17 protein-coding genes are annotated in these 20,785 nt (G+C 29.0%); 10 read left to right on the forward strand and 7 right to left on the reverse strand.

Annotated features, from left to right (window positions below; translation table 11 throughout):
* The first annotated feature begins 122 nt into the window (after positions 1-122).
* Both yiaA and SHK09_RS03690 read left to right on the forward strand, forming a co-directional pair.
* Positions 123-608 carry an inner membrane protein YiaA gene (gene yiaA, locus SHK09_RS03685; RefSeq protein WP_319809429.1) on the forward strand — a complete coding sequence of 162 codons (486 nt, stop codon included), beginning with the start codon at positions 123-125 and terminating at the stop codon, positions 606-608.
* A gap of 162 nt (positions 609-770) precedes the next feature.
* Positions 771-1,691: an EamA family transporter gene (locus tag SHK09_RS03690; RefSeq protein WP_319809430.1), complete on the forward strand. Its 921-nt coding sequence runs from the start codon at positions 771-773 to the stop codon at positions 1,689-1,691.
* A gap of 91 nt (positions 1,692-1,782) precedes the next feature.
* Here the strand turns inward: SHK09_RS03690 and SHK09_RS03695 are convergent, their stop codons facing one another.
* Positions 1,783-2,712 (reverse strand): geranylgeranylglycerol-phosphate geranylgeranyltransferase, encoded by a 930-nt coding sequence (locus SHK09_RS03695; RefSeq protein WP_319809431.1) that lies wholly within the window; start codon positions 2,710-2,712, stop codon positions 1,783-1,785.
* A 43-nt stretch (positions 2,713-2,755) separates the two neighbouring features.
* Complete coding sequence (smpB, locus tag SHK09_RS03700; protein WP_319809432.1) at positions 2,756-3,220, reverse strand: SsrA-binding protein SmpB; 465 nt, start codon at positions 3,218-3,220, stop codon at positions 2,756-2,758.
* A gap of 100 nt (positions 3,221-3,320) precedes the next feature.
* Between smpB and SHK09_RS03705 the strand changes: the two genes are divergently transcribed.
* Positions 3,321-4,061, forward strand: coding sequence for a DUF6503 family protein (locus tag SHK09_RS03705; protein WP_319809433.1), 741 nt, complete (start codon positions 3,321-3,323; stop codon positions 4,059-4,061).
* Positions 4,062-4,196: 135 nt separating this feature from the next.
* On the opposite strand, the gene SHK09_RS03710 is transcribed toward SHK09_RS03705, so the two are convergent.
* Positions 4,197-4,694: a phosphoglycerate mutase family protein gene (locus SHK09_RS03710; RefSeq protein WP_319809434.1), complete on the reverse strand. Its 498-nt coding sequence runs from the start codon at positions 4,692-4,694 to the stop codon at positions 4,197-4,199.
* A 100-nt stretch (positions 4,695-4,794) separates the two neighbouring features.
* Positions 4,795-7,404, reverse strand: coding sequence for an ATP-dependent chaperone ClpB (clpB, locus tag SHK09_RS03715; protein WP_319809435.1), 2,610 nt, complete (start codon positions 7,402-7,404; stop codon positions 4,795-4,797).
* A gap of 158 nt (positions 7,405-7,562) precedes the next feature.
* On the opposite strand from clpB, the gene ytxJ reads away from it, so the two are divergent.
* The 6 genes from ytxJ (at position 7,563) to SHK09_RS03745 (ending at position 13,816) form a co-directional block, all read left to right on the forward strand.
* Positions 7,563-7,964, forward strand: a complete 402-nt coding sequence (gene ytxJ / locus SHK09_RS03720; RefSeq protein ID WP_319809436.1) for a bacillithiol system redox-active protein YtxJ — start codon at positions 7,563-7,565, stop codon at positions 7,962-7,964.
* A gap of 60 nt (positions 7,965-8,024) precedes the next feature.
* Positions 8,025-9,575 carry a DEAD/DEAH box helicase gene (locus SHK09_RS03725; protein WP_319809437.1) on the forward strand — a complete coding sequence of 517 codons (1,551 nt, stop codon included), beginning with the start codon at positions 8,025-8,027 and terminating at the stop codon, positions 9,573-9,575.
* 516 nt (positions 9,576-10,091) lie between these two features.
* On the forward strand, positions 10,092-11,483 hold the full coding sequence (locus SHK09_RS03730) for an arginine decarboxylase (protein WP_319809438.1): 1,392 nt from the start codon (positions 10,092-10,094) through the stop codon (positions 11,481-11,483).
* Between the two features lie 48 nt (positions 11,484-11,531).
* Entirely contained in the window at positions 11,532-12,476 is a 945-nt protein-coding gene (gene speB, locus SHK09_RS03735) for an agmatinase (protein ID WP_319809439.1), read from the forward strand.
* Complete coding sequence (locus SHK09_RS03740) at positions 12,466-13,443, forward strand: deoxyhypusine synthase family protein (RefSeq protein WP_319809440.1); 978 nt, start codon at positions 12,466-12,468, stop codon at positions 13,441-13,443. The genes speB and SHK09_RS03740 overlap by 11 nt, the downstream gene beginning before the upstream one ends.
* 94 nt (positions 13,444-13,537) lie before the next feature.
* Entirely contained in the window at positions 13,538-13,816 is a 279-nt protein-coding gene (locus SHK09_RS03745; RefSeq protein WP_319809441.1) for a hypothetical protein, read from the forward strand.
* A 60-nt stretch (positions 13,817-13,876) separates the two neighbouring features.
* Here SHK09_RS03745 and SHK09_RS03750 read toward each other — a convergent pair whose 3' ends face one another.
* The 3 genes from SHK09_RS03750 to fahA form a co-directional block, all read right to left on the reverse strand.
* Positions 13,877-15,400: a bifunctional GNAT family N-acetyltransferase/carbon-nitrogen hydrolase family protein gene (locus SHK09_RS03750; protein WP_319809442.1), complete on the reverse strand. Its 1,524-nt coding sequence runs from the start codon at positions 15,398-15,400 to the stop codon at positions 13,877-13,879.
* Between the two features lie 198 nt (positions 15,401-15,598).
* Complete coding sequence (locus SHK09_RS03755; protein WP_319809443.1) at positions 15,599-17,854, reverse strand: FUSC family protein; 2,256 nt, start codon at positions 17,852-17,854, stop codon at positions 15,599-15,601.
* 137 nt (positions 17,855-17,991) lie between these two features.
* Positions 17,992-19,269: a fumarylacetoacetase gene (fahA, locus tag SHK09_RS03760; RefSeq protein ID WP_319809444.1), complete on the reverse strand. Its 1,278-nt coding sequence runs from the start codon at positions 19,267-19,269 to the stop codon at positions 17,992-17,994.
* Positions 19,270-19,465: 196 nt separating this feature from the next.
* Between fahA and glyA the strand changes: the two genes are divergently transcribed.
* The gene (gene glyA, locus SHK09_RS03765; protein WP_319809445.1) at positions 19,466-20,740 is read left to right on the forward strand and encodes a serine hydroxymethyltransferase; all 1,275 of its coding nucleotides are present in this window, start codon (positions 19,466-19,468) and stop codon (positions 20,738-20,740) included.
* Positions 20,741-20,785: the final 45 nt, after the last annotated feature.

The following is a 20,785-nucleotide window of genomic DNA, read 5'->3' on the forward strand; positions in this document are numbered from 1 at the left end:
TAACTTAATAATACTAAATAGTATGTTTATTATATATTATATCGTCAGTAATTTTTAAAAAATGAATTTTAAAAACTTTAAAAGAACCGCAAATTTGTATCATAATTATTAAACTAAATATTATGAATTATCAAACAACGTCTTCTATAGATGAAGAAACTAAAAAAGTAAGTAAAAAAAGAAAAGTAAGTAATGAGTCTAATTACAAGCCAACTTCGGCTTATATAGGTGCTTCTTGGGGAGTTTTAATGATTGGTCTGGTTTCTTACTGTATTGGTTTATGGAATGCTTCTATGGAGCTAAATGAAAAAGGATATTATTTTTCTATTCTTTTAATGGGAATTTATGCCGTAATTTCTCTACAAAAAGCAGTAAGAGATAAAGCAGAAGAGATTAAGGTAAGTGAAATGTATTATGGTATAAGTTGGGTGGTTGTTATTGCAGCAATACTATTATTAATTATAGGTCTTAGAAATGCAGATTTGCTTTTAAGTGAAAAAGGATTTTACGGAATATCTTTCTTATTGAGCTTATTTGGTGCAATTACTGTTCAAAAAAACACAAGAGATATTGATTTTATCAACAACAAAACGGAAGAAGAAAAGTAGTTAGCTTGATAACGGTTTTTAAACCAAAACCTCATAAGTTTAGACTTATGAGGTTTAAGCATTTACCATTTAATATCGCATTAAAATAATTGTTAAATAGGTTAATTTGAAATTTTATTTTAAACTTTTCTATATCTATCTTTGACTATAAAATCAAACGACTTGAAAAATTCAAAATTACTAATAGTATTATCTTTTTTTACAATTTACATTGTTTGGGGTTCTACCTATTTATTCAATAAAATAGCAGTTACTTATTTGCCTGCATTTTTTATGGCGTCTATTCGTTTTTTAGTGGCTGGTGTATTAATTATGATTATTGCAAAATTTATGAAATTAAATCTTAGAATTTCTAAGAAACAATTAATTAATTGCTGTATTTCTGGTTTTTTCTTTTTGGTGTATGGAAACGGTGTTTTTGTTTGGGCTCTAAAGTATTTAGATAGTGGTTTTGCGGCCTTATTAGCCTCTACACAACCTTTATTTGTTTTAATACTACTTAGGCTTATAGATAGAAAACCAATGCAAAAACAATCTATAATTGGCGTTGGTTTAGGATTAGTAGGTATGTATTTATTAGTTAGTCAGCAATCTATAACTACTTCAGAAGGTAGTTTACTTGGTATTTTTATGATTTTAACCTGTGTTTTAAGTTGGAGTTACGGAGGTGTATTTGTGTCTAAAGCAGATTTACCTAAAAATTTCTTTATAACAACTGGGTATCAAATGTTATTTGCGGGGCTTTTATTATTAATTATGAGTTTCTCATTTAATGAAACAATGATTTCTCCTTTAGAGTGGCCACAAAAAGTGCAACTTTCTATGGTTGTATTAGTTGTTTTTGGAAGTATAATTGCTTTTACAGCATTTAATTATTTACTAAAAGAGGTGTCTACAGAAAAAGTATCTACATCTGCTTATGTGAACCCAATTGTTGCAATGCTTTTAGGATGGTATTTTCTAGATGAAGTTTTAACTACGCAATCTATTGTTGCTTCTATGGTTTTGTTATCTGGTGTTTATTTTATTACATCTCGTAAAAGAATAGCGAAGGTAAAAGTTAATCAATCTGTAAAACCTTAAGTGTTATAGAATGCTTTTTATAGTTTTAAAAATTTAAACTTTTTAATTAAGTAAGTAGGTTTAATGTATTGTATTTTAACTAAATATCCTTTTATTTAGATAAAAATAAAGACATAGATAATATTCCGAAAAGCATAATAATTTTCATTAAATCACTTAATTTAGAAAAGTCTTTTTTACTTTCAGAAAACCATAGTTTATACATGAAATAGAGTAGTGGTAAAAGAATTAAAATAATACCGTAAGCTAAAAAGAGTGTTTCATTTTTTAAAGACTGCAATACTATTAATAAGAACAAAAGTAAAATACAGCTAAAGAAAAAAGCGATATTAGAAGCTCTTTTTCTGCCAAATAGAATTGGTAGTGTTTTTGCTTTTATTTTTAAATCTCCATTAATATCTTCAATATCTTTTATAATTTCTCTAATAAAAGTGGTTAATACAGAGAATATTATATAGGTAAACATGGTAATAAATAAATAAGTACTTGTACCAAAGTTGCTTATCGCTTCAATAATATTACTACTATTTGGTTTAGGTTCATTAAAAAGTATTGTTGTAAAAATAACTAAGCCCAAAAGAATTGCAATTAGTAAATTGCCAATTAATAGTGTTTTTTTTAAGAATTTAGAATATATAAATAACGCTAAAATGGTTCCAATAAATATGAAAGAATATTCGTAATTATTTGTTATAAATGATATGTAAAGTCCAAATAATAAGCCTAAAAAAGTAGTTATAGCGTAAAGAATCCATCCTTTTTTTATAGAAATAGAAGTACCAATAATAACCTTAGTGGGCTTGTTTATTTTATCTGTATAAATATCAAAAATATCATTAACAATATAACCACCCGTAGTAATTAGTAAAATACTGAAAGCGAGTATGCTAAATAAGTAATGAGTTAAAGTTACACCTTGGTAAGTTGTATGAATTAAGGTGTAGTTTTTAAAACTAATATTGCTAAAAAAAATAGAATTCACCAATGCATATTTCGTTAAAACCATCGTTAATAAAACCATTAGAAGGTTTTTGTAACGAATCAGTTTTAAAAAAGAAAACATTTTAGTTAAAATTCTTTTTAATTCTAGCTAAATCACGCTTATTATCTCTGTCTTTTATAACTTCTCGTTTATCATGTGTTTGCTTTCCTTTTGCAAGCGCAAGTTCTAGTTTAGCAAAACCTCTATCATTAATAAACAAACGTAGTGGCACAATAGTATTACCTTTAGCTTCTACATCTTTTTTTAGACTACGCAATTCGCGTTTATTCATCAATAACCTACGTTCACTTTTAGGTTTATGATTAAAGTGAGAGCCAAACATGTATTCTTGTATATACATATTTACAATAAACAATTCGCCACCATCATTAAATTCACAGAAACTCTCTGTAATTCTAGCCTGACTTAAGCGTATAGATTTTATTTCCGTTCCAGTTAACTGAATTCCAGCAACATATTTGTCTAGAATTTCAAATTCGAAACGAGCTTTCTTATTTTTTATATTAATGTTTTTCTGAACAGCCATAGACTGATTTTATTTTAAATAATTTTAACAAAGATACATTTTTACTTTGGGCAAAGAAATGTAATTTTGATTTCTATTACAATAACAGAAACAAAATCAAATGAGATATTTAAGCGTCTTTTTATTACTTCTATTAATTTCATGCAAACCTTCTGAAAAACAATTAACTGCGCAACAAATTATAGACAAAACAATAGATTATTCTGGTGCGGATAAAGTAGCAAATTCAGAAATTAGCTTTAATTTTAGAGACAAAAACTATCATGCAACTAGAAAAAACGGAAGTTTTAAACTTTTTAGAAATATTATTAAAGATTCTATAGCAATTGACGAAGTAGTAACAAATAACGGTTATGAAAGATTAATAAACGCACAAGAAGTTAAGGTTGCAGATACAATGGTTTCTAAATATAGTAACTCGATAAATTCTGTACATTATTTTTCTGTATTACCATTTGGTTTAAATGACAAAGCAGTAAATAAAAAACTACTAAAATCATCAACAATTAAAGGAAAAGACTACTACAAAATAGAAGTAACTTTTTCTGAAAATGGAGGAGGAGAAGACTTCGAAGATGTTTTTATTTATTGGGTTGGTAAAAACGATTTTTTAGTAGATTATCTTGCTTATTCTTACCATACAAATAATGGAGGAAAACGTTTTAGAGTTCTAAAAGAACAATGCGTAAAAAACGGAATTCGCTTTGTAGATTACCATAATTACAAGCCTTTAAACAAAGATATTTCTTTAGTTAATATAGATAAAGCCTTTGAAAATAATCAGCTTAAAAAACTATCTGAAATTGTCTTAAAAAATATTGAAGTTAAGATATTAGAGTAATCTTTTTAGAAGCTATTTCCTGCTTTTCGCACTCGCTTTTTTTATTCAGAAAAAAGAATAAAAAAGAGCTCAAACAATTGCTACAATCAGGGCTAAACTTGCTTGCCTAAGCTATTCGTTTTAATAGATTTGGTGTTAATTTACAGTCTCTATACTACTTGTTTTTTTATCTTTAGAAATAGTAACAATATATAAGCTAGCGTTATTATGGTCGTCCATGTTTTCATACTTTTTTTCTCCTAGAATTTTATTTGCAAAAACCGGAGTAGTATTACTATGGCCAACAACTAAAATTGTTTTTCCTTTTGTGTCTATTTTAAAAATAGAATCATACATTTTACTAGGATTGTAATTCAGAATTTCTAAACCTTTACTTTCTGCAGTAGGAGTAGCAGTTTGCATTGTTCTATTGTATTTTGTAGAGTAAATAGCGTCAAACTGTACATTTTTAAATCTTTCTGCCCATTTTTTTGCTCTTTCTTGTCCGTTTTTATTTAAATCCGGATTTCTATTTGTTTTATCAGATCTATCTTTTTCTGCATGACGAATTAAGTAATACGTTGTCGTTTCTTCTGAAGTACAAGAACTTAATAAACTAAAAGCAAAAACAAAAAGGAAGAAATATTTTTTCATAATGTATTATTTATGGCACGAATATAAACAAAAAAGAAAAAGTGACACCTTTACAGTATCACTTCTTCCTAACTAACTATTAACTAACCAAACTTAAAAACTATACATTCTCTATTAAATCAGACTGATTTCTAAAAACCAATTTATCATCAAAGCAATCTATTAGAATTATACTATCTGTTGTTATTTCACCAGATAAAATCTCTTTAGAAAGCATGTTTAAAACTTCTTTTTGAATAACTCTCTTTACGGGTCTTGCACCAAATTCTGGCTGATATCCTTTTTTTGCTAGATATTTAATAGCTTCATCTGTAGCATCTAAAGTTATATCTTGTTTGCCAATCATTTTCTTTAAATAATCTATTTGTAATTTTACAATTTTAAAGATATCACTCTCTTTTAAAGGTGTAAACATAATTACATCATCAATTCTATTTAAAAACTCAGGTCTAACAGATTGTTTTAATAAGGCTAAAACTTCAATTTTAGCCAACTCTGTAACAGCATCTAAATCTGTTTTTGGATCTCTAAATTTTTCTTGAATAATATGACTTCCCAAATTAGAGGTCATAATTATAATCGTATTTTTAAAATCAGCAACTCGTCCTTTGTTATCCGTTAATCTTCCTTCATCTAACACCTGCAACAATACATTAAACGTATCTGGGTGTGCTTTTTCAATTTCATCTAAAAGAACCACAGAATAAGGTCTTCTTCTAACAGCTTCTGTTAATTGGCCACCTTCATCATACCCAACATAACCAGGAGGCGCACCAACTAATCTGCTTACAGCATGTTTCTCTTGATACTCACTCATATCTATTCTGGTCATCGCGTTTTCATCATCAAAAAGATATTCTGCTAACGCTTTTGCTAATTCTGTTTTACCAACACCAGTTGTACCTAAGAACAAGAAACTACCAATTGGTTTGTTTGGGTTCTGTAAACCAGCTCTAGAGCGTCTTACGGCATCTGAAACGGCAACAATTGCTTCTTCTTGACCTACAACTCTTTTATGTAGTTGTAGTTCTAATTTCAGCAACTTTTCACGTTCAGACTGTATCATTTTAGTTACCGGAACTCCGGTCCATTTTGCAACAACTTCTGCAATATCATCGTACGTTACTTCTTCTTTTATTAAAGATTTTTCAGATTGATTTTCTTCCAATACTTTCTGAAAAGCTTCTAAATCTTCTTGAGCCTTTTTAATTTTCCCATATCTAATTTCAGCAACTTTACCATAATCTCCATCACGTTCTGCTTTCTCTGCTTCAATTTTTAAGTCTTCTATAGTTGCTTTTGAATTCTGAATATTATCTACAACTTCTTTTTCAGATTTCCATTTAGCATTCATCTCATTACGCTCTTCCTTTAGGTTTGCTAAATCAGATCTTAAAGATTTTAACTTTGTTTCGTCATTTTCTCTTTTAATGGCTTCAATTTCTATTTCTAACTGCATTACCTTTCTGTCTAAAACATCTAACTCTTCTGGTTTAGAGTTAATCTCCATACGCAGTTTTGCCATTGCTTCATCCATTAAATCAATCGCTTTATCTGGTAAAAACCTATTGGTTATATAACGTTGCGATAATTCTACAGCTCCAATAATTGCCTCATCTTTAATACGAACCTTGTGGTGTGTTTCATATTTATCTTTAATTCCTCTTAAAATAGAAATGGCACTTTCTGTATCTGGCTCATTTACTTGTACTTTTTGAAAACGTCTTTCTAAAGCTTTGTCTTTTTCAAAATATTTCTGATATTCATCTAAAGTAGTTGCTCCAATTGCACGCAATTCTCCACGAGCTAAAGCTGGTTTTAAAATATTAGCAGCATCCATTGCTCCATTTCCACCTCCAGCACCAACAAGTGTGTGAATTTCATCAATAAAAAGTACAATATCACCATCTGAGCTTGTAACTTCTTTGATAACAGATTTTAAGCGTTCTTCGAACTCTCCTTTGTATTTTGCTCCAGCAATTAATGCACCCATATCTAAAGAAAAAATTAATTTATCTTTTAGATTTTCTGGTACATCACCATCTACAATTCTATGCGCTAAACCTTCTGCAATAGCGGTTTTACCCGTTCCTGGTTCTCCTACTAAAATAGGGTTGTTTTTGGTTCTTCTAGATAAAATCTGAAGCAAACGTCTAATTTCTTCATCTCGACCAATAACAGGATCTAATTTGCCGTCTTCTGCTAATTTGTTTAGGTTTTTAGCATATTTGTTTAAAGAATTATAGGTTTCTTCTTGACTTTGTGAAGTAACTCTTTCTCCTTTTCTTAATTCGTCTATTGCAGCTTGTAAGTGCTTTTCTGTAACACCTTGGTCTTTTAAAACCTGTGCAATATTACTTTTCGATTTAAAAATTGCTACTATTAAATGTTCGATTGAAACATAATCATCGTTCATTTTTCTAGCAATAACACTAGCTTCTGTTAATGTTTTATTTGCTTCTCTAGAAAGCATTAGTTCTGCTCCAGAAACTTTAGGTAAGCTTTCTAATTGTTTATCTAATATCTGCTCTAAAACAACAGTATTTATATTTAATTTCTTCAATAAGAAAGGCAGTACATTTTCATCTACTTGTGTTAAAGCTTTAAAAATGTGTTCGTTCTCTATTTGATTATGACCAAAACCTTGCGCAATCTGTTGCGCCATTTGTATGGTCTCTTGCGATTTAGTGGTATAATTATTAAAGTTCATTTTCGTTTTTTTTATTTTCTAACGTAAGTACAAATTTAATACCAATTGATAAATAGTTAGTTAATCGGTCATTTTGTCTTTAAAAATAGTTTTAATACTGACTTTTTGACTGATGAAAGTTTCTTATATTTGTAGCGACAAAGAATAAAAAACAAGAAATGGGTATATTTAATAGTATGTTTGGAGGTAAAAGTGATAAAGAATCTAAACCAGAAAAAAAGTCACACTTAAACTGGCTTCCATTAACGTCTTTAGAACAATTAGAAACTATTAAAAACGAATCTAATACAGAGGCTGTTTTAATTTTTAAACACTCTACAAGATGCGGAATTAGTAGTATGGTTATTAAGCAGTTCGAGAAACTTTTTACAGAAGAACATAAGGGTTTAAAGGTGTATTATTTAGATTTATTGAATTATCGTAATATCTCTGATGAAGTAGGCTATAAGTTTCAAGTAATGCACCAATCTCCACAACTTATTGCGGTTAGAAATGGTGTTTCTGTATACGATGCAGCACATTATGATATTACTCAAACAAACTTATCGAGATTTATATAGTTTTAATTTGGGAATAACCTATTTTAAGTCTTACTTTTGTAGCTTAAAATTTTTAAAATTTTGTCAGAAACAAACACTCCACAAGTAAAAGTAGGTAAAGAGTTATACGGATATCAGAAAGATGCACTTCAAGAGATTTTTAATCGTTTTGAAACTGCACCTAAAGATTATCATTTATTATATCAATTACCAACAGGTGGTGGAAAAACAGTAATATTTTCTGAAATTGTAAGACGTTATATCGAAACTTTTAAAAAGAAAGTTTTAGTATTAACGCATAGAATTGAGCTAAGTAAGCAGACTTCTAGGATGCTAAACGAGTTTGGTGTAGATAATAAAATTATTAATAGTACCGCTAAACTAGACGACCAAGAAGATTTTAGTTGTTTTGTTGCCATGGTAGAAACCTTAAAAAATAGGTTAACAGATGATAAATTAGATATTTCTGATATTGGTTTGGTAATTGTTGATGAGGCTCACTACAATTCTTTTACAAAAATATTTAAGTTTTTTGATGATGCTTTTGTATTAGGTGTTACTGCAACGCCTTTAAGTTCTAACATTAAATTACCAATGTATGAGAATTACCAAGAGCTTTTTGTTGGAGAGCCAATTCATCATTTAATTGAAAGTGGTTATTTAGCACAAGCTAATATGTATTCTTATAATGTTGGGTTAACTTCTTTAGAAGTTGGTGCAAATGGAGATTATACTGTAAAATCTTCGGAAGATTTATACATGAATACAGATATGCTTACCAAATTGGTAAGTGCATATGAAGAAACTGCAAAAGGTAAAAAGACTTTAATTTTTAACAACGGTATTAATACTTCTATACAAGTATTTCATGCTTTTAAAAAGGCAGGTTATCCTATCGCGCATTTAGATAATACCAACACAAAAAAAGAAAGAGAACTTATTTTAAAATGGTTTCATAAAACACCAAATGCAATAATTAGTTCTGTAAGTATCTTAACTACTGGTTTTGATGAGCCAAGTATTGAGGCTATTATATTAAATAGAGCAACAAAATCTCTAACACTATATTACCAAATGATTGGCCGTGGATCTCGTATTTTTGGTGACAAAAAAACGTTTGAAGTAATCGATCTTGGTAACAACTTTCATAGATTTGGTCCTTGGGGAGCAGATTTAGATTGGCAAAAAATGTTTAGAGCGCCAGATTATTATTTAGATGCAATTCTTTCTGATGAAGAGATAGAGAGCACATTTAGATATGAACTTCCTGCGGATATTAAAAACCAATTCGAAAAATCTACAGATACTTATTTCGATATGAAAAAAGTATATATAGATACTATTAAAGCTGGTGAATCTTCTAAAAGAGTCTTAGAAAAATCTATTATACATCATGCAAAAATGTGTATTGAAAACAGTGAAGATGTTTTTGATGCTTTAATTTTAGCAAAATTAATAGGTGAGGAGATAGATGATAGAATTAATAGATATGCAAAATGTATTTCTAAAAGTACACACAATTTTGTAACGTGGTTAAAAGATGATTACAGAAAGAAATTAAACGCTTATTTAAGAACAAATTTTGATGAAGACTTCGAAGAAATTCATGGCCATCCACCAATTGAAGAATAAATTATAATTAAAAGCTCTGAAATTTCAGCGCTTTTTTTATTTACATACCATTTTTACCTTTTAAGCCCTTTTTAGACAGAATTAAATGTTTAAAAAGGGCTTTATTTTTTTTATTTTCTTCTAAAACATTTTTATAACAGTCTCTACAGTCTATTTTTAAAGGGAAAAATGATTAAATAAAAAAAAGTGATTTTTTTTTTACTTTTGTTTTTTATATTCAAAAATAATATACATTTGTTTAACTTATTTAAGTAAAATGTTTAGTTTTTCTTATTTCGGATATAGCTCTCAATCGGAGAATGATAGTTATATAGCATTTTGGAAATGTAACGAAAAAATTAAGGTATCTCCATTCTCAATTCTTCCAGAATTGCAGCTTTTCTCAAAGTTGCATGTTGTTTACTTGCAAATATTACAGTGATAAATTCCCTTTTTTAAAGGTTACTATTTCTATCCTAAAACATTCTAATGTTCTAGTTTAGACAGATTTATCATACACATAATTTAAAAAAAAAAGTGAACACAAAATATATCGATTTAATCGAACAAACGTTTGATTTCCCACAAGAAGAATTTAAAACAGAAAATAATAAATTGTTTTGGCACGGAATTAATTTAATGGAATTAACTGCTAAATATGGCGCTCCGTTAAAATTTACGTACTTACCAAAAATATCAGAAAACATAAATAAAGCAAAAGGCTGGTTTAAAAATAGTATAGAAAAACACAACTATAAAGGAGATTATTTTTATAGTTATTGTACTAAAAGTTCTCATTTTAAACATGTTTTAAATGAAGCTTTAAAAAACGACATTCATATAGAAACTTCTTCTGCCTTCGATATAGATATTGTAAATAATTTAAAGAAAGAGGGTAAAATAAAAGACAATACGTTTGTTATTTGTAATGGTTTTAAACGCGATCAATACATTAAAAATATTGCTGGTTTAATTAACTCTGGTCATAAAAATGTAATTCCTATTATAGATAATTATGAAGAATTACCTTTGTTACAAAAGGAAACTTCTAAACCATTTAAAGTAGGTATTAGAATTGCTTCTGAAGAAGAACCTAAATTCGAGTTTTATACATCTAGATTAGGAATTGGATATAAAAATATTGTTTCTTTTTATGAGCGTGAAATTGCAGAAAATACACAAGTAGATTTAAAAATGTTGCATTTTTTTATCAATACAGGTATTAAAGACAATGCGTATTATTGGAACGAATTGATGAAATGTTTAAATGTTTACATTAACCTTAAAAAAGTGTGCCCTACTTTAGATAGTTTAAATATTGGTGGTGGTTTTCCTATAAAGAACTCACTGGCTTTTGAGTACGATTATCAATATATGATTGATGAAATTATCAATCAAATAAAGCAAGCTTGTGATGAAGCAGGAGTGGATGTACCAAATATTTTTACAGAGTTTGGTAGTTTTACTGTTGGAGAATCTGGAGCAGCAATTTATGAGATTTTGTATCAGAAAAAACAAAATGACAGAGAACGTTGGAATATGATAAACTCTTCATTTATAACAACGTTACCAGATTCTTGGGCAATAAATAAACGCTTTATAATGTTGCCACTTAATAAATGGAATAAACAATATGAACGTGTTTTATTAGGTGGTTTAACTTGTGATAGTGATGACTATTATAACTCTGAACAACATATAAACGGAATTTATTTGCCTGTTTATGAAAAAAACAATCCATTATATATTGGTTTTTTTAATACCGGCGCGTATCAAGAATCTATTGGTGGTTTTGGTGGTTTGCAACATTGTTTAATTCCGCATCCAAAACATTTACTAATCGATAGAGATGAAAACGGAGAACTAACTTTTAAAGTTTTTAAAGAACAACAAAAAAGTAGTGAATTACTTTCAATTTTAGGGTACTAATTAATCTGAACAATAAAAAAATAGTGTTTTTAAAACACAAAATATAAAATGAACACAAAGAAAACATACGCAGGAATTCCAGAAGAATTTGGAAACCTATCAACATCTAAAATTGTAATTATACCTGTTCCTTATGACGGAACGACTACTTGGCAAAAAGGAGCAGACAAAGGTCCTGAAGCATTTTTAGATGCTTCAGAAAACATGGAATTGTATGATATAGAAACAGATTCTGAAGTTTACAAAGAAGGAATTTTTCTTGCAGATGCAATTACAGAAAATTCTTCGCCAGAAGCTATGGTAGAGGAAGTACATCAAATAACTAAAAAATACATTAACAGAAATAAATTTGTTACTGTTTTTGGTGGTGAACATTCAGTTTCTATTGGTACAATTAGAGCCTTTAACGAACGTTTCGATAATTTATCTGTATTACATATAGATGCCCACGCAGATTTAAGAAAAGAATACGAAGGTTCTAAATGCAACCATGCTTGTGCTGTTTACGAAGCAAATCAAAATACAAACTTGGTGCAAGTTGGTATTAGAAGTATGGATATTTCAGAAAAAAGAAATATGAATACAGACAAAGTTTTCTTTGCGCATGATATGGCTGTAAATGAAGATTGGATGGATGATGTAGTAGATCAATTAACAGAAAATGTATTTATTACGTTTGATTTAGACGCGTTAGATCCTTCAATTATGCCTTCTACAGGAACACCAGAACCTGGAGGATTGTTTTATTATGAAACATTAGAATTTTTAAAACAAGTTTTTAAAGAAAAAAATGTGGTTGGTTTTGATATGGTTGAATTATGCCCAAATAAAAATGAAAAATCATCTGATTTTTTAGCAGCTAAATTATTCTATAAAATGTTAAGTTATAAGTTTGCTTCTAATGAAGATTCGTATGACAATGGTGATGATAATAAAAAAGAAAACTCTTTTAGCAAATTAGCTAAATTTAAAAATGATGAAGATGAATACTAATCAAAAACCAATTTCAGAATTCATAGAAAAATACTTCTTACACTTTAATGCTGCTTCTTTAGTAGATGCTGCAAAAGGGTATGAAGACCAATTAAATAAAGGAAATAAAATGTTAGTTTCTTTAGCTGGTGCAATGAGTACAGCTGAATTAGGTAAGATTTTTGCAGAAATGATTCGTCAAGATAAAGTGCATATTATTTCTTGTACAGGTGCCAATTTAGAAGAAGATGTAATGAATTTAGTTGCACATTCTCATTATAAAAGAGTTCCTAATTACAGAGATTTAACTCCACAAGACGAATGGGATTTGTTAGAACAAGGCCTAAATAGAGTTACAGACACTTGTATTCCAGAAGAAGAAGCTTTTAGAAGAATACAAGAACATATTGTAAAAATATGGAAAGATGCTGAAGCTAATGGAGAGCGTTTTTTACCTCATGAATACATGTATAAATTATTGTTATCTGGTGTTTTAGAACAATATTATGAGATAGATATAAAAGATTCTTGGATGTATGCTGCTGCAGAAAAAAACCTACCAATAATTTGTCCTGGTTGGGAAGATTCTACTATGGGAAACATTTTTGCATCTTATGTTATGAAAGGAGAATTACAAGCTTCTACAGTAAAATCTGGTATCGAATACATGACGTTTCTTGCAGATTGGTATACAAATAATGCGAATAACGGAATTGGCTTTTTTCAAATAGGAGGAGGAATAGCTGGAGATTTCCCTATTTGTGTGGTACCAATGTTATACCAAGATATGGAAAGAACAGATACTCCATTTTGGAGTTATTTCTGTCAAATTTCTGATTCTACAACAAGTTATGGTTCTTATTCTGGTGCTGTACCTAATGAGAAAATTACTTGGGGAAAATTAGACATTGATACGCCAAAATTTATCATAGAAAGTGATGCAACTATTGTTGCTCCTTTAATTTTTGCTTATTTACTGGAAATGTAACATTGCAAATGTTTTTGTAGAAAAGTTGATTTTAAGTATTTTAACTTGAATAATAAAAACGTACAACACCGTATTAGTAAAAAAAACTATTAATATGAAAAGAGTAATCGTAGAATATGCAAAACTAACAACTGACATATTAGATATGTTAATTGAAAAATATCCTGATGGATATGATTATAGCGATGTTATTTCCTTTAAAAATGCTAAAGGAGAAACCGTAAAAGCTGTTGAAGTTAAAACTGAAGAAACTATTTATTTAGTTAAAATTAGTGATCGTTTAGAAAACGCGATGGAAGAATATGCAGAAGATGAAGAGTTTTTTGAAGATAATGATGATTTTGATGTAAATGATATTGAAGATGAAAATTAAATAGATTTTAAACAAAAAAAGCTCCGAATTTCGGAGCTTTTTTATTTTATTATAACGGCATTATTTTTTACGCAATTCGAAAATATCTTTTCTTCTATCTTTTAGGTTTCTAACAGATCCAAATTTATTTAAATCTTTCAATAAATCTAAATCAACATCTGCAATTAAAATCATTTCTGTATTTGTAGTTGCTTCCGCTTTAATTCCGTTCGCAGGAAAAGAAAAATCACAAGGTGTAAAAACCATCGATTGTGCATACTGTATGTCCATATTATTTACTTTTGGTAAATTACCAACACTACCAGCAATGGCAACATAACATTCGTTTTCTATAGCTCTTGCTTGCGCACAATGTCTAACTCTAGAATAGCCGTTTTGTGTATCCGTTAAAAACGGAATAAACAAAATATCCATTCCTTCATCTGCTAACAATCTACTTAATTCTGGAAACTCTGAATCGTAACAAATTAACACACCAATTTTACCACAATCTGTATCGAATGTTTTTAATTGATTACCACCTTGTAAACCCCAAACTCTCGCTTCATTTGGTGTAACGTGTAGTTTTTCATAACGTTCTAAAGTACCATCTCTTTTACAGATATAACCAACATTATAAAGTAATTCATCTTTAATTTCTGGCATACTACCAGTAATAATATTAATGTTGTAACTAATAGCTAGTTTAGAGAATCGTTGTACAATTTCTGGCGTAAACTTTGCTAATTCTCTAATTGCTTGTGATTCTGGTAAATGATTATAAGCAGCCATTAATGGTGCGTTAAAAAACTCTGGAAACAACGCAAAATCTGAACGATAAGCAGAAACGGAATCAACAAAAAACTCTGCTTGTTCCATTAATTCTTCTAAATCTTTGTACAAACGCATTTGCCACTGAATTAAACCTAAACGCACAACTGTTTTATTACTTGCTGCTTTTTTAGATTTCTTTTCGTAGTAAATATTATCCCATTCTAATAAAACGGCAAATTCACCAGAGTTTTCATCACCTTCTAAATACCCTTTTAAAATTTTTGAAGGGTGAAAATCATTTGAAATTTGAAAATTTAAAACAGGATCATGAATTTCTTTGCGTTTTACTTTTTCTATATATTCTTTAGGAGATAATGTAGCTGCAAATTTATGATAATTAGGAATTCTTCCTCCAAATGCAATACCTCTTAAATTTAGTTTTTCTGTTAATTCTTTTCTATAATCATACAATCTTCTACCTAAACGTAAACCTCTATATTCAGATTTAATAAATACATCTATACCGTATAAAATATCGCCATCTTTATCATGCGTATCAAACGTAAAAGCACCTGTTATTTCTTTATAGGTATGTTCATCATCAAAACTATCATAATCTAAAATTATAGAAAGTGCACAACCTGCTAATTCTCCATTAATTTTAATAACAACTTGACCTTCAGGAAATTTATCGATTAAAGATTTTATTTGATCTTCTTTCCAATAAGAGTCTGGCATACTAGAATATGCCTCAATCATTGCTTCTTTTAACTGTTTATAATCGTTTAGAGTTAAATAATGAAGCTCAATGTTTTCTATATTTTGTATCATTTTAATTGTAATGGTTTTTTAAAATAGACCATTTTATAATAACAAAATTAGATAAAAAAACGATTAGTTTTTTAAAATAAAAAAAAATTTTCGAGTATTTTTTAGATATATATTATGAACTGTTTTTACGCGTTTTTTAATTAATTTTTCTGCATAAAGTTTTAAAAATCATTATAATAAAGTTAATTAAAAACACACTTAAATGTCTTCTATAACAGAATTATTGTAGCGTTCCGTTGCTTTTTCTAAGCTTTCAGAAAGAGATTTTAACCAGCTAATATGATTAGATATTAAGTAAGCTTCTTGCAACCCATGAAGTGTTTCTGTATCTAATTCTGTATTTCCTTTTTCAATATTTTTATCACGTAAATTAGAAAGTTCTTGGTAGGTATTTAATAACTTATGTTCTGCGTTATTAATAGTTTCTTCAATAAATTCTTTTTCAGATTCTGAAGCGCATAAATTATTGCAAGCAACTTGTAAAGAATTGGCTATTTTATGAATTAATAAATTAAATTCTTCTGAAGCAGCAGTAGTTTTATGGTTAATTATAAAGTTACCAATAGAAGCAATTGCAGAAACCATTGTCTGGTTTAAAGTTACTATTTCATAAATTAATTGAAACTCTTTTTGTTTAGATTTAGGGTCTTGAGTTAGTCTTTGAAATGATGCATTTAAATTACTTATGGCTAAAAAAGTTTCTTTTCTAGCCAAGTTGTATTGCAGTTTATTTATTGTAGGGTCTTGATATAGTTCTTGAGTTGCTAAAAGATATTTTTTATTCATCTTTAAAGCATTTAATATTACTTTTTTTAAGTTATTTACTTCCCAACTTGGTAAGATTAAATAATTAGCTACCACTGCAATAACAGCACCAATAATAGTATCTAAAACTCTATATTGTATTACTTCAAATGCATTAGGGTTTATTAAAGAGTATACAAATATGATACTTATTGTAACTAAAGCAGCAGCAGATTTATAGTTTTGCTGAATTAAAGAAAAAGCAAAAATTAACGATGTATAAGCCAATACACCATATACATAAACATTTTGCGTAACGAGTACAATAGCAACAGCAATGGATGCGCCAATAAGCGTGCCTAAAATACGATCTTTAGACCTTTCTTTAGTAAGGCCATAACTTGGTCTCATTATTACAATTACAGTAAGTAAAATCCAATAAGTATTTTGTATTTCTAAGAAATAACCAAGCAAATAAGCACTTAATAAGGCAATTGTTAACCTTACAGAATGTCTAAAAATAGTAGACTTTAAACTAAAGTTTTGAAAAAGTACATTTAATCTATATTCTTGAAGCGTTAAAAACTGACTAGAATCTTCTCTTTTTAAAGAAAATTTAGAAGCATCATGTACATTTGCCATTACTCTTCTAATAATTCTAATTTCTTCTAATAATTGTTCTTGGTAATCGTATAGGTTTTTTAAAACCAAAGCGCCTTCTCTTGCTTTTGGTAGTTTTACAACTTCTACATAATTAGAAATAGACTCATTTGCTTTTTCTAATGCATTTAATAAAATATTTTTATTTGGTATTTTGGCATTCTGAATTAATAACTCTGATAAAAGTATAAGATGATTTCCCATAACTTTATTCAACTTTTTTGCACCTTTTAAGAATTCTTTGTGTTTTCCAAAGATTCCATCAATCATTTTATAATCTAGATGTTTGGCTTCAATTAATTCGAAAATCTTAATAGAAGAAACAAATATTAATAGCTGTTTTTCTTCGTAACGAGATCTTCCAGAACGTTTACGTGCGGTAAGTAAAACCTCTCTTAGTGTCTCGTGTTTTTCATTAATTAAATTTTGAAGTACAAACGTTTCTTTAAGAATTGTATCTCTTTTGGTTTTTTTGGTTAATAACTTAGCTCTTAATTTTAGGTATTTTCCAATAAGCAATAAAGAGTCTGATAATAATTGATTTTGATCTTTTTTAGGAGCTAATTTTTGAAAAATTAAAGAAACAAGTAAATACCAGAGTCCACCAATACCCATTAAACCAACCTGAATTAGAATATCTGTTGTGGTTTCTTTCTTAATAGCAAATGCTAAAACCATTGCTAACAAACCAGAAAAGGAAACTAAAGAAGCTCTAAAACCATAAACTGAAATAAGTGAAACAAAAAAAGAAATAATTACAAGTACAATTATTAAAAGAAGTAAATACGGTTTTGCAAACAGTATAATTGCTGTAATTAACATTGTTAAAACAATACTAATTAATATTGCATTTACTTTACGTTTTATACTTCCAGGAACATCTCCAGGAGAGTTTAAAAAAGCACCAACTACAACTGCAGGAGCAAATTCAAAATAACCCAAAAAGTAGAGCAAAGCAAAGGGAACAGCAATTGCAGTACCAATTCGAATTCCTCTATCGAAATTAGAACTTCTTAGAAATAATTCTATTTGTTTAAGTTTTTCTTTCAATTTTTTTGATAAGATTATTTACTGATAATTTTTACTAAATTTACTGATAAAAAAATAAAACCTCATTTTTAATAAAAAAATGAGGTTTAAAATATTTTATTAAAAAAACGACTTCTGTAGAATTGGTTTAATAAAAGTTATTTAGCAGGTAAAACTTTACCAACACACTCTCCAAAACCAATACGAACATTATCATTTTTACAATGTGCACGCATAATTACAGTATCATTATCATTAATAAATTTACGTGTTGTTCCGTCTTTTAAAGTAATTGGGTTTTGTCCTCGCCATGTTAATTCTAGCATAGAACCAAAACTATCTTTTGTTGGCCCAGAAATTGTACCAGAACCCATCATATCTCCAGCTTCTACAGGACAACCATTTACAGTATGGTGTGCTAATTGTTGCGCCATAGTCCAATACATATATTTAAAGTTAGAGTTTGCAACCACAGTTTCTTCACCGTTTTCTGGTTGAATTCCTACTTGTAATTTAATATCATAACTTCCTTTTCCTGTTTGTTTTAAATAGGGTAGAGGCTCGTGTACTTGTTTTGGGTTGTCTGTTCTAAAAGGCTCTAAAGCATCTAAAGTTACAATCCAAGGTGAAATTGTAGAGGCAAAGTTTTTTCCTAAAAACGGACCTAAAGGCACATATTCCCAAGCTTGAATATCTCTTGCAGACCAATCGTTAAATTGTACCAAACCAAAAATATATTCTTCTGTTTCATCAATAGGAATTCTGTCTCCTAAAACATTAGCATCTGTTGTAATAAAAGCCATTTCTAATTCAAAATCTATTAGTTTTGAAGGTCCAAAATTTGGCGTATTACTTCCTTCAGAAGGTTTTGTTTGCCCTAAAGGTCTTCTTATTGGTGTACCAGAAGGTATAATTGAAGAACTTCTACCATGGTAACCAATAGGTATGTGCAACCAGTTTGGTAATAATGCATTTTCTGGGTCTCTAAATAGAGAACCTACATTTGTAGCATGTTCTTTACTTGCATAAAAATCTGTATAATCTCCTACAGAAACAGGTAACAACATTTCTACTTCCTCCATTCTAAAGATAACTTTATCTTTATGGTTTGCATTGTCACGCAAAGATCCGTTGGTTACATCAAAAATTTCTGCAATTCTATTTCTTACTAAACGCCATGTTTTTCTACCATCTGCAATAAAATCATTTAAATTATCTTGTAAGAATATGTCTTCTGTTAAAGGAATTCCTTCAAAATAACCTAATTGATGAAAAGCGCCTAAATCTATAGCAAAATCTCCAATTCTACTTCCTATTGTAATAATATCATCTCTCGTAATAAAAACACCAAACGGAATATTTTGTATTGGAAAATCTGAATCTTCCTCTACTTTTAACCATGATTTTCTATTCGGATTATTTGCTGTTATGATCATTCTTTAAAATCTTTATTTTGTTCAAATTTATGCAATTTTTTTCCATTGTTAAAATGAAATTTAACGAATAACTTATTTTTAACACTGCTTTTTTTTGAATTGTATAAATATTAATAAGTTGTGTAAAATATACGAAAAAGATATTTAAAAAGAGTTGCTTTTTCCTTACTTTTGATACTTACTCAAAACAATAACAATGCAATTAGACAATCAAATTTTTGACCTTATTCAGGAAGAAAAAGAAAGACAGTTAAATGGATTAGAATTAATCGCTTCAGAAAACTTTGTAAGTGATGATGTAATGAGAGCCCAAGGTTCTATTTTAACCAATAAATATGCTGAAGGATATCCTGGTAAAAGATATTATGGAGGTTGTGAAGTAGTTGATGTTATTGAGCAAATTGCAATAGACAGAGCTAAAGAATTATTTGGTGCAGAATATGTAAATGTACAACCACATTCTGGTTCTCAGGCAAATACTGCTGTTTTTGCAGCTTGTTTAAATCCCGGAGACACTATTTTAGGTTTCGATTTATCACATGGTGGTCATTTAACGCATGGTTCTCCAGTAAACTTTTCTGGTAAATTATACAACCCAGTTTTTTATGGTGTTGTTAGAGAAACAGGTAGAATAGATTACGATCATGTCGCAGAACAAGCTAAAGCACACAAACCAAAATTAATTATTGCTGGTGCTTCTGCATATTCTAGAGATATCGATTTTGAAAAATTTAGAGAGATTGCAGATAGCGTTGGAGCTATTTTAATGGCAGATATTTCTCATCCTGCTGGTTTAATTGCCAAAGGAATTTTAAATGATCCATTACCTCATTGTCATATTGTTACTACTACAACACATAAAACTTTACGTGGACCAAGAGGAGGAATGATTATGATTGGTAAAGATTTTGAAAATCCTTTTGGATTAAAATTAAAGAACGGAAATCTTAAAAAGATGTCTACTTTAATTAATTCGTCAGTTTTTCCAGGAAACCAAGGTGGCCCTTTAGAGCATGTTATTGCGGCTAAAGCAGTTGCTTTTGGTGAAGCTTTAACAGATGAGTTTTTAGAATATCAATTACAAGTAAAAGAAAATGCTGCTGCAATGGCAAAAGAATTTGTTGCTAGAGGATATGATATTATATCTGGTGGTACAGACAACCATTGTATGTTAATAGATTTACGTAATAAAAATATTTCTGGTAAAGATGCAGAAATAGCTTTAGGAAAAGCAGACATTACTGTAAATAAAAATATGGTTCCTTTTGATGATAAGTCACCATTTGTTACTTCAGGAATTCGTGTTGGTACAGCTGCTATTACAACTCGTGGTTTATTAGAAGAAGATATGGTTGCTGTTGTTAATTTTATTGATGAAGCAATACAAAATGCAGAAAATGAAGAAGCTTTACATGAAATAGGTGAACGTGTTTCTGATATGATGAGTGCAAGAAGATTATTTGTAATGTAAACCACACAGTGGTTTTAAATGTTATATTCTTGCGAGAATAAAAAT

Origin of the sequence: Polaribacter sp. PL03 (genome assembly GCF_033875165.1) — a bacterium.
Classification (GTDB): Bacteria; Bacteroidota; Bacteroidia; order Flavobacteriales; family Flavobacteriaceae; genus Polaribacter.

Coding starts and splice junctions, on each gene's coding strand:
- clpB (WP_319809435.1), bottom strand. CDS start 7,404: ATGAACTTTAATAATTATACCACTAAATCGCAAGAGACCATACAAATG.
- SHK09_RS03710 (WP_319809434.1), bottom strand. CDS start 4,694: ATGAAAAAATATTTCTTCCTTTTTGTTTTTGCTTTTAGTTTATTAAGT.
- SHK09_RS03705 (WP_319809433.1), top strand. CDS start 3,321: ATGAGATATTTAAGCGTCTTTTTATTACTTCTATTAATTTCATGCAAA.
- fahA (WP_319809444.1), bottom strand. CDS start 19,269: ATGATCATAACAGCAAATAATCCGAATAGAAAATCATGGTTAAAAGTA.
- SHK09_RS03750 (WP_319809442.1), bottom strand. CDS start 15,400: ATGATACAAAATATAGAAAACATTGAGCTTCATTATTTAACTCTAAAC.
- speB (WP_319809439.1), top strand. CDS start 11,532: ATGAACACAAAGAAAACATACGCAGGAATTCCAGAAGAATTTGGAAAC.
- ytxJ (WP_319809436.1), top strand. CDS start 7,563: ATGGGTATATTTAATAGTATGTTTGGAGGTAAAAGTGATAAAGAATCT.
- SHK09_RS03695 (WP_319809431.1), bottom strand. CDS start 2,712: ATGGTTTTATTAACGATGGTTTTAACGAAATATGCATTGGTGAATTCT.
- SHK09_RS03745 (WP_319809441.1), top strand. CDS start 13,538: ATGAAAAGAGTAATCGTAGAATATGCAAAACTAACAACTGACATATTA.
- yiaA (WP_319809429.1), top strand. CDS start 123: ATGAATTATCAAACAACGTCTTCTATAGATGAAGAAACTAAAAAAGTA.
- SHK09_RS03740 (WP_319809440.1), top strand. CDS start 12,466: ATGAATACTAATCAAAAACCAATTTCAGAATTCATAGAAAAATACTTC.
- glyA (WP_319809445.1), top strand. CDS start 19,466: ATGCAATTAGACAATCAAATTTTTGACCTTATTCAGGAAGAAAAAGAA.
- smpB (WP_319809432.1), bottom strand. CDS start 3,220: ATGGCTGTTCAGAAAAACATTAATATAAAAAATAAGAAAGCTCGTTTC.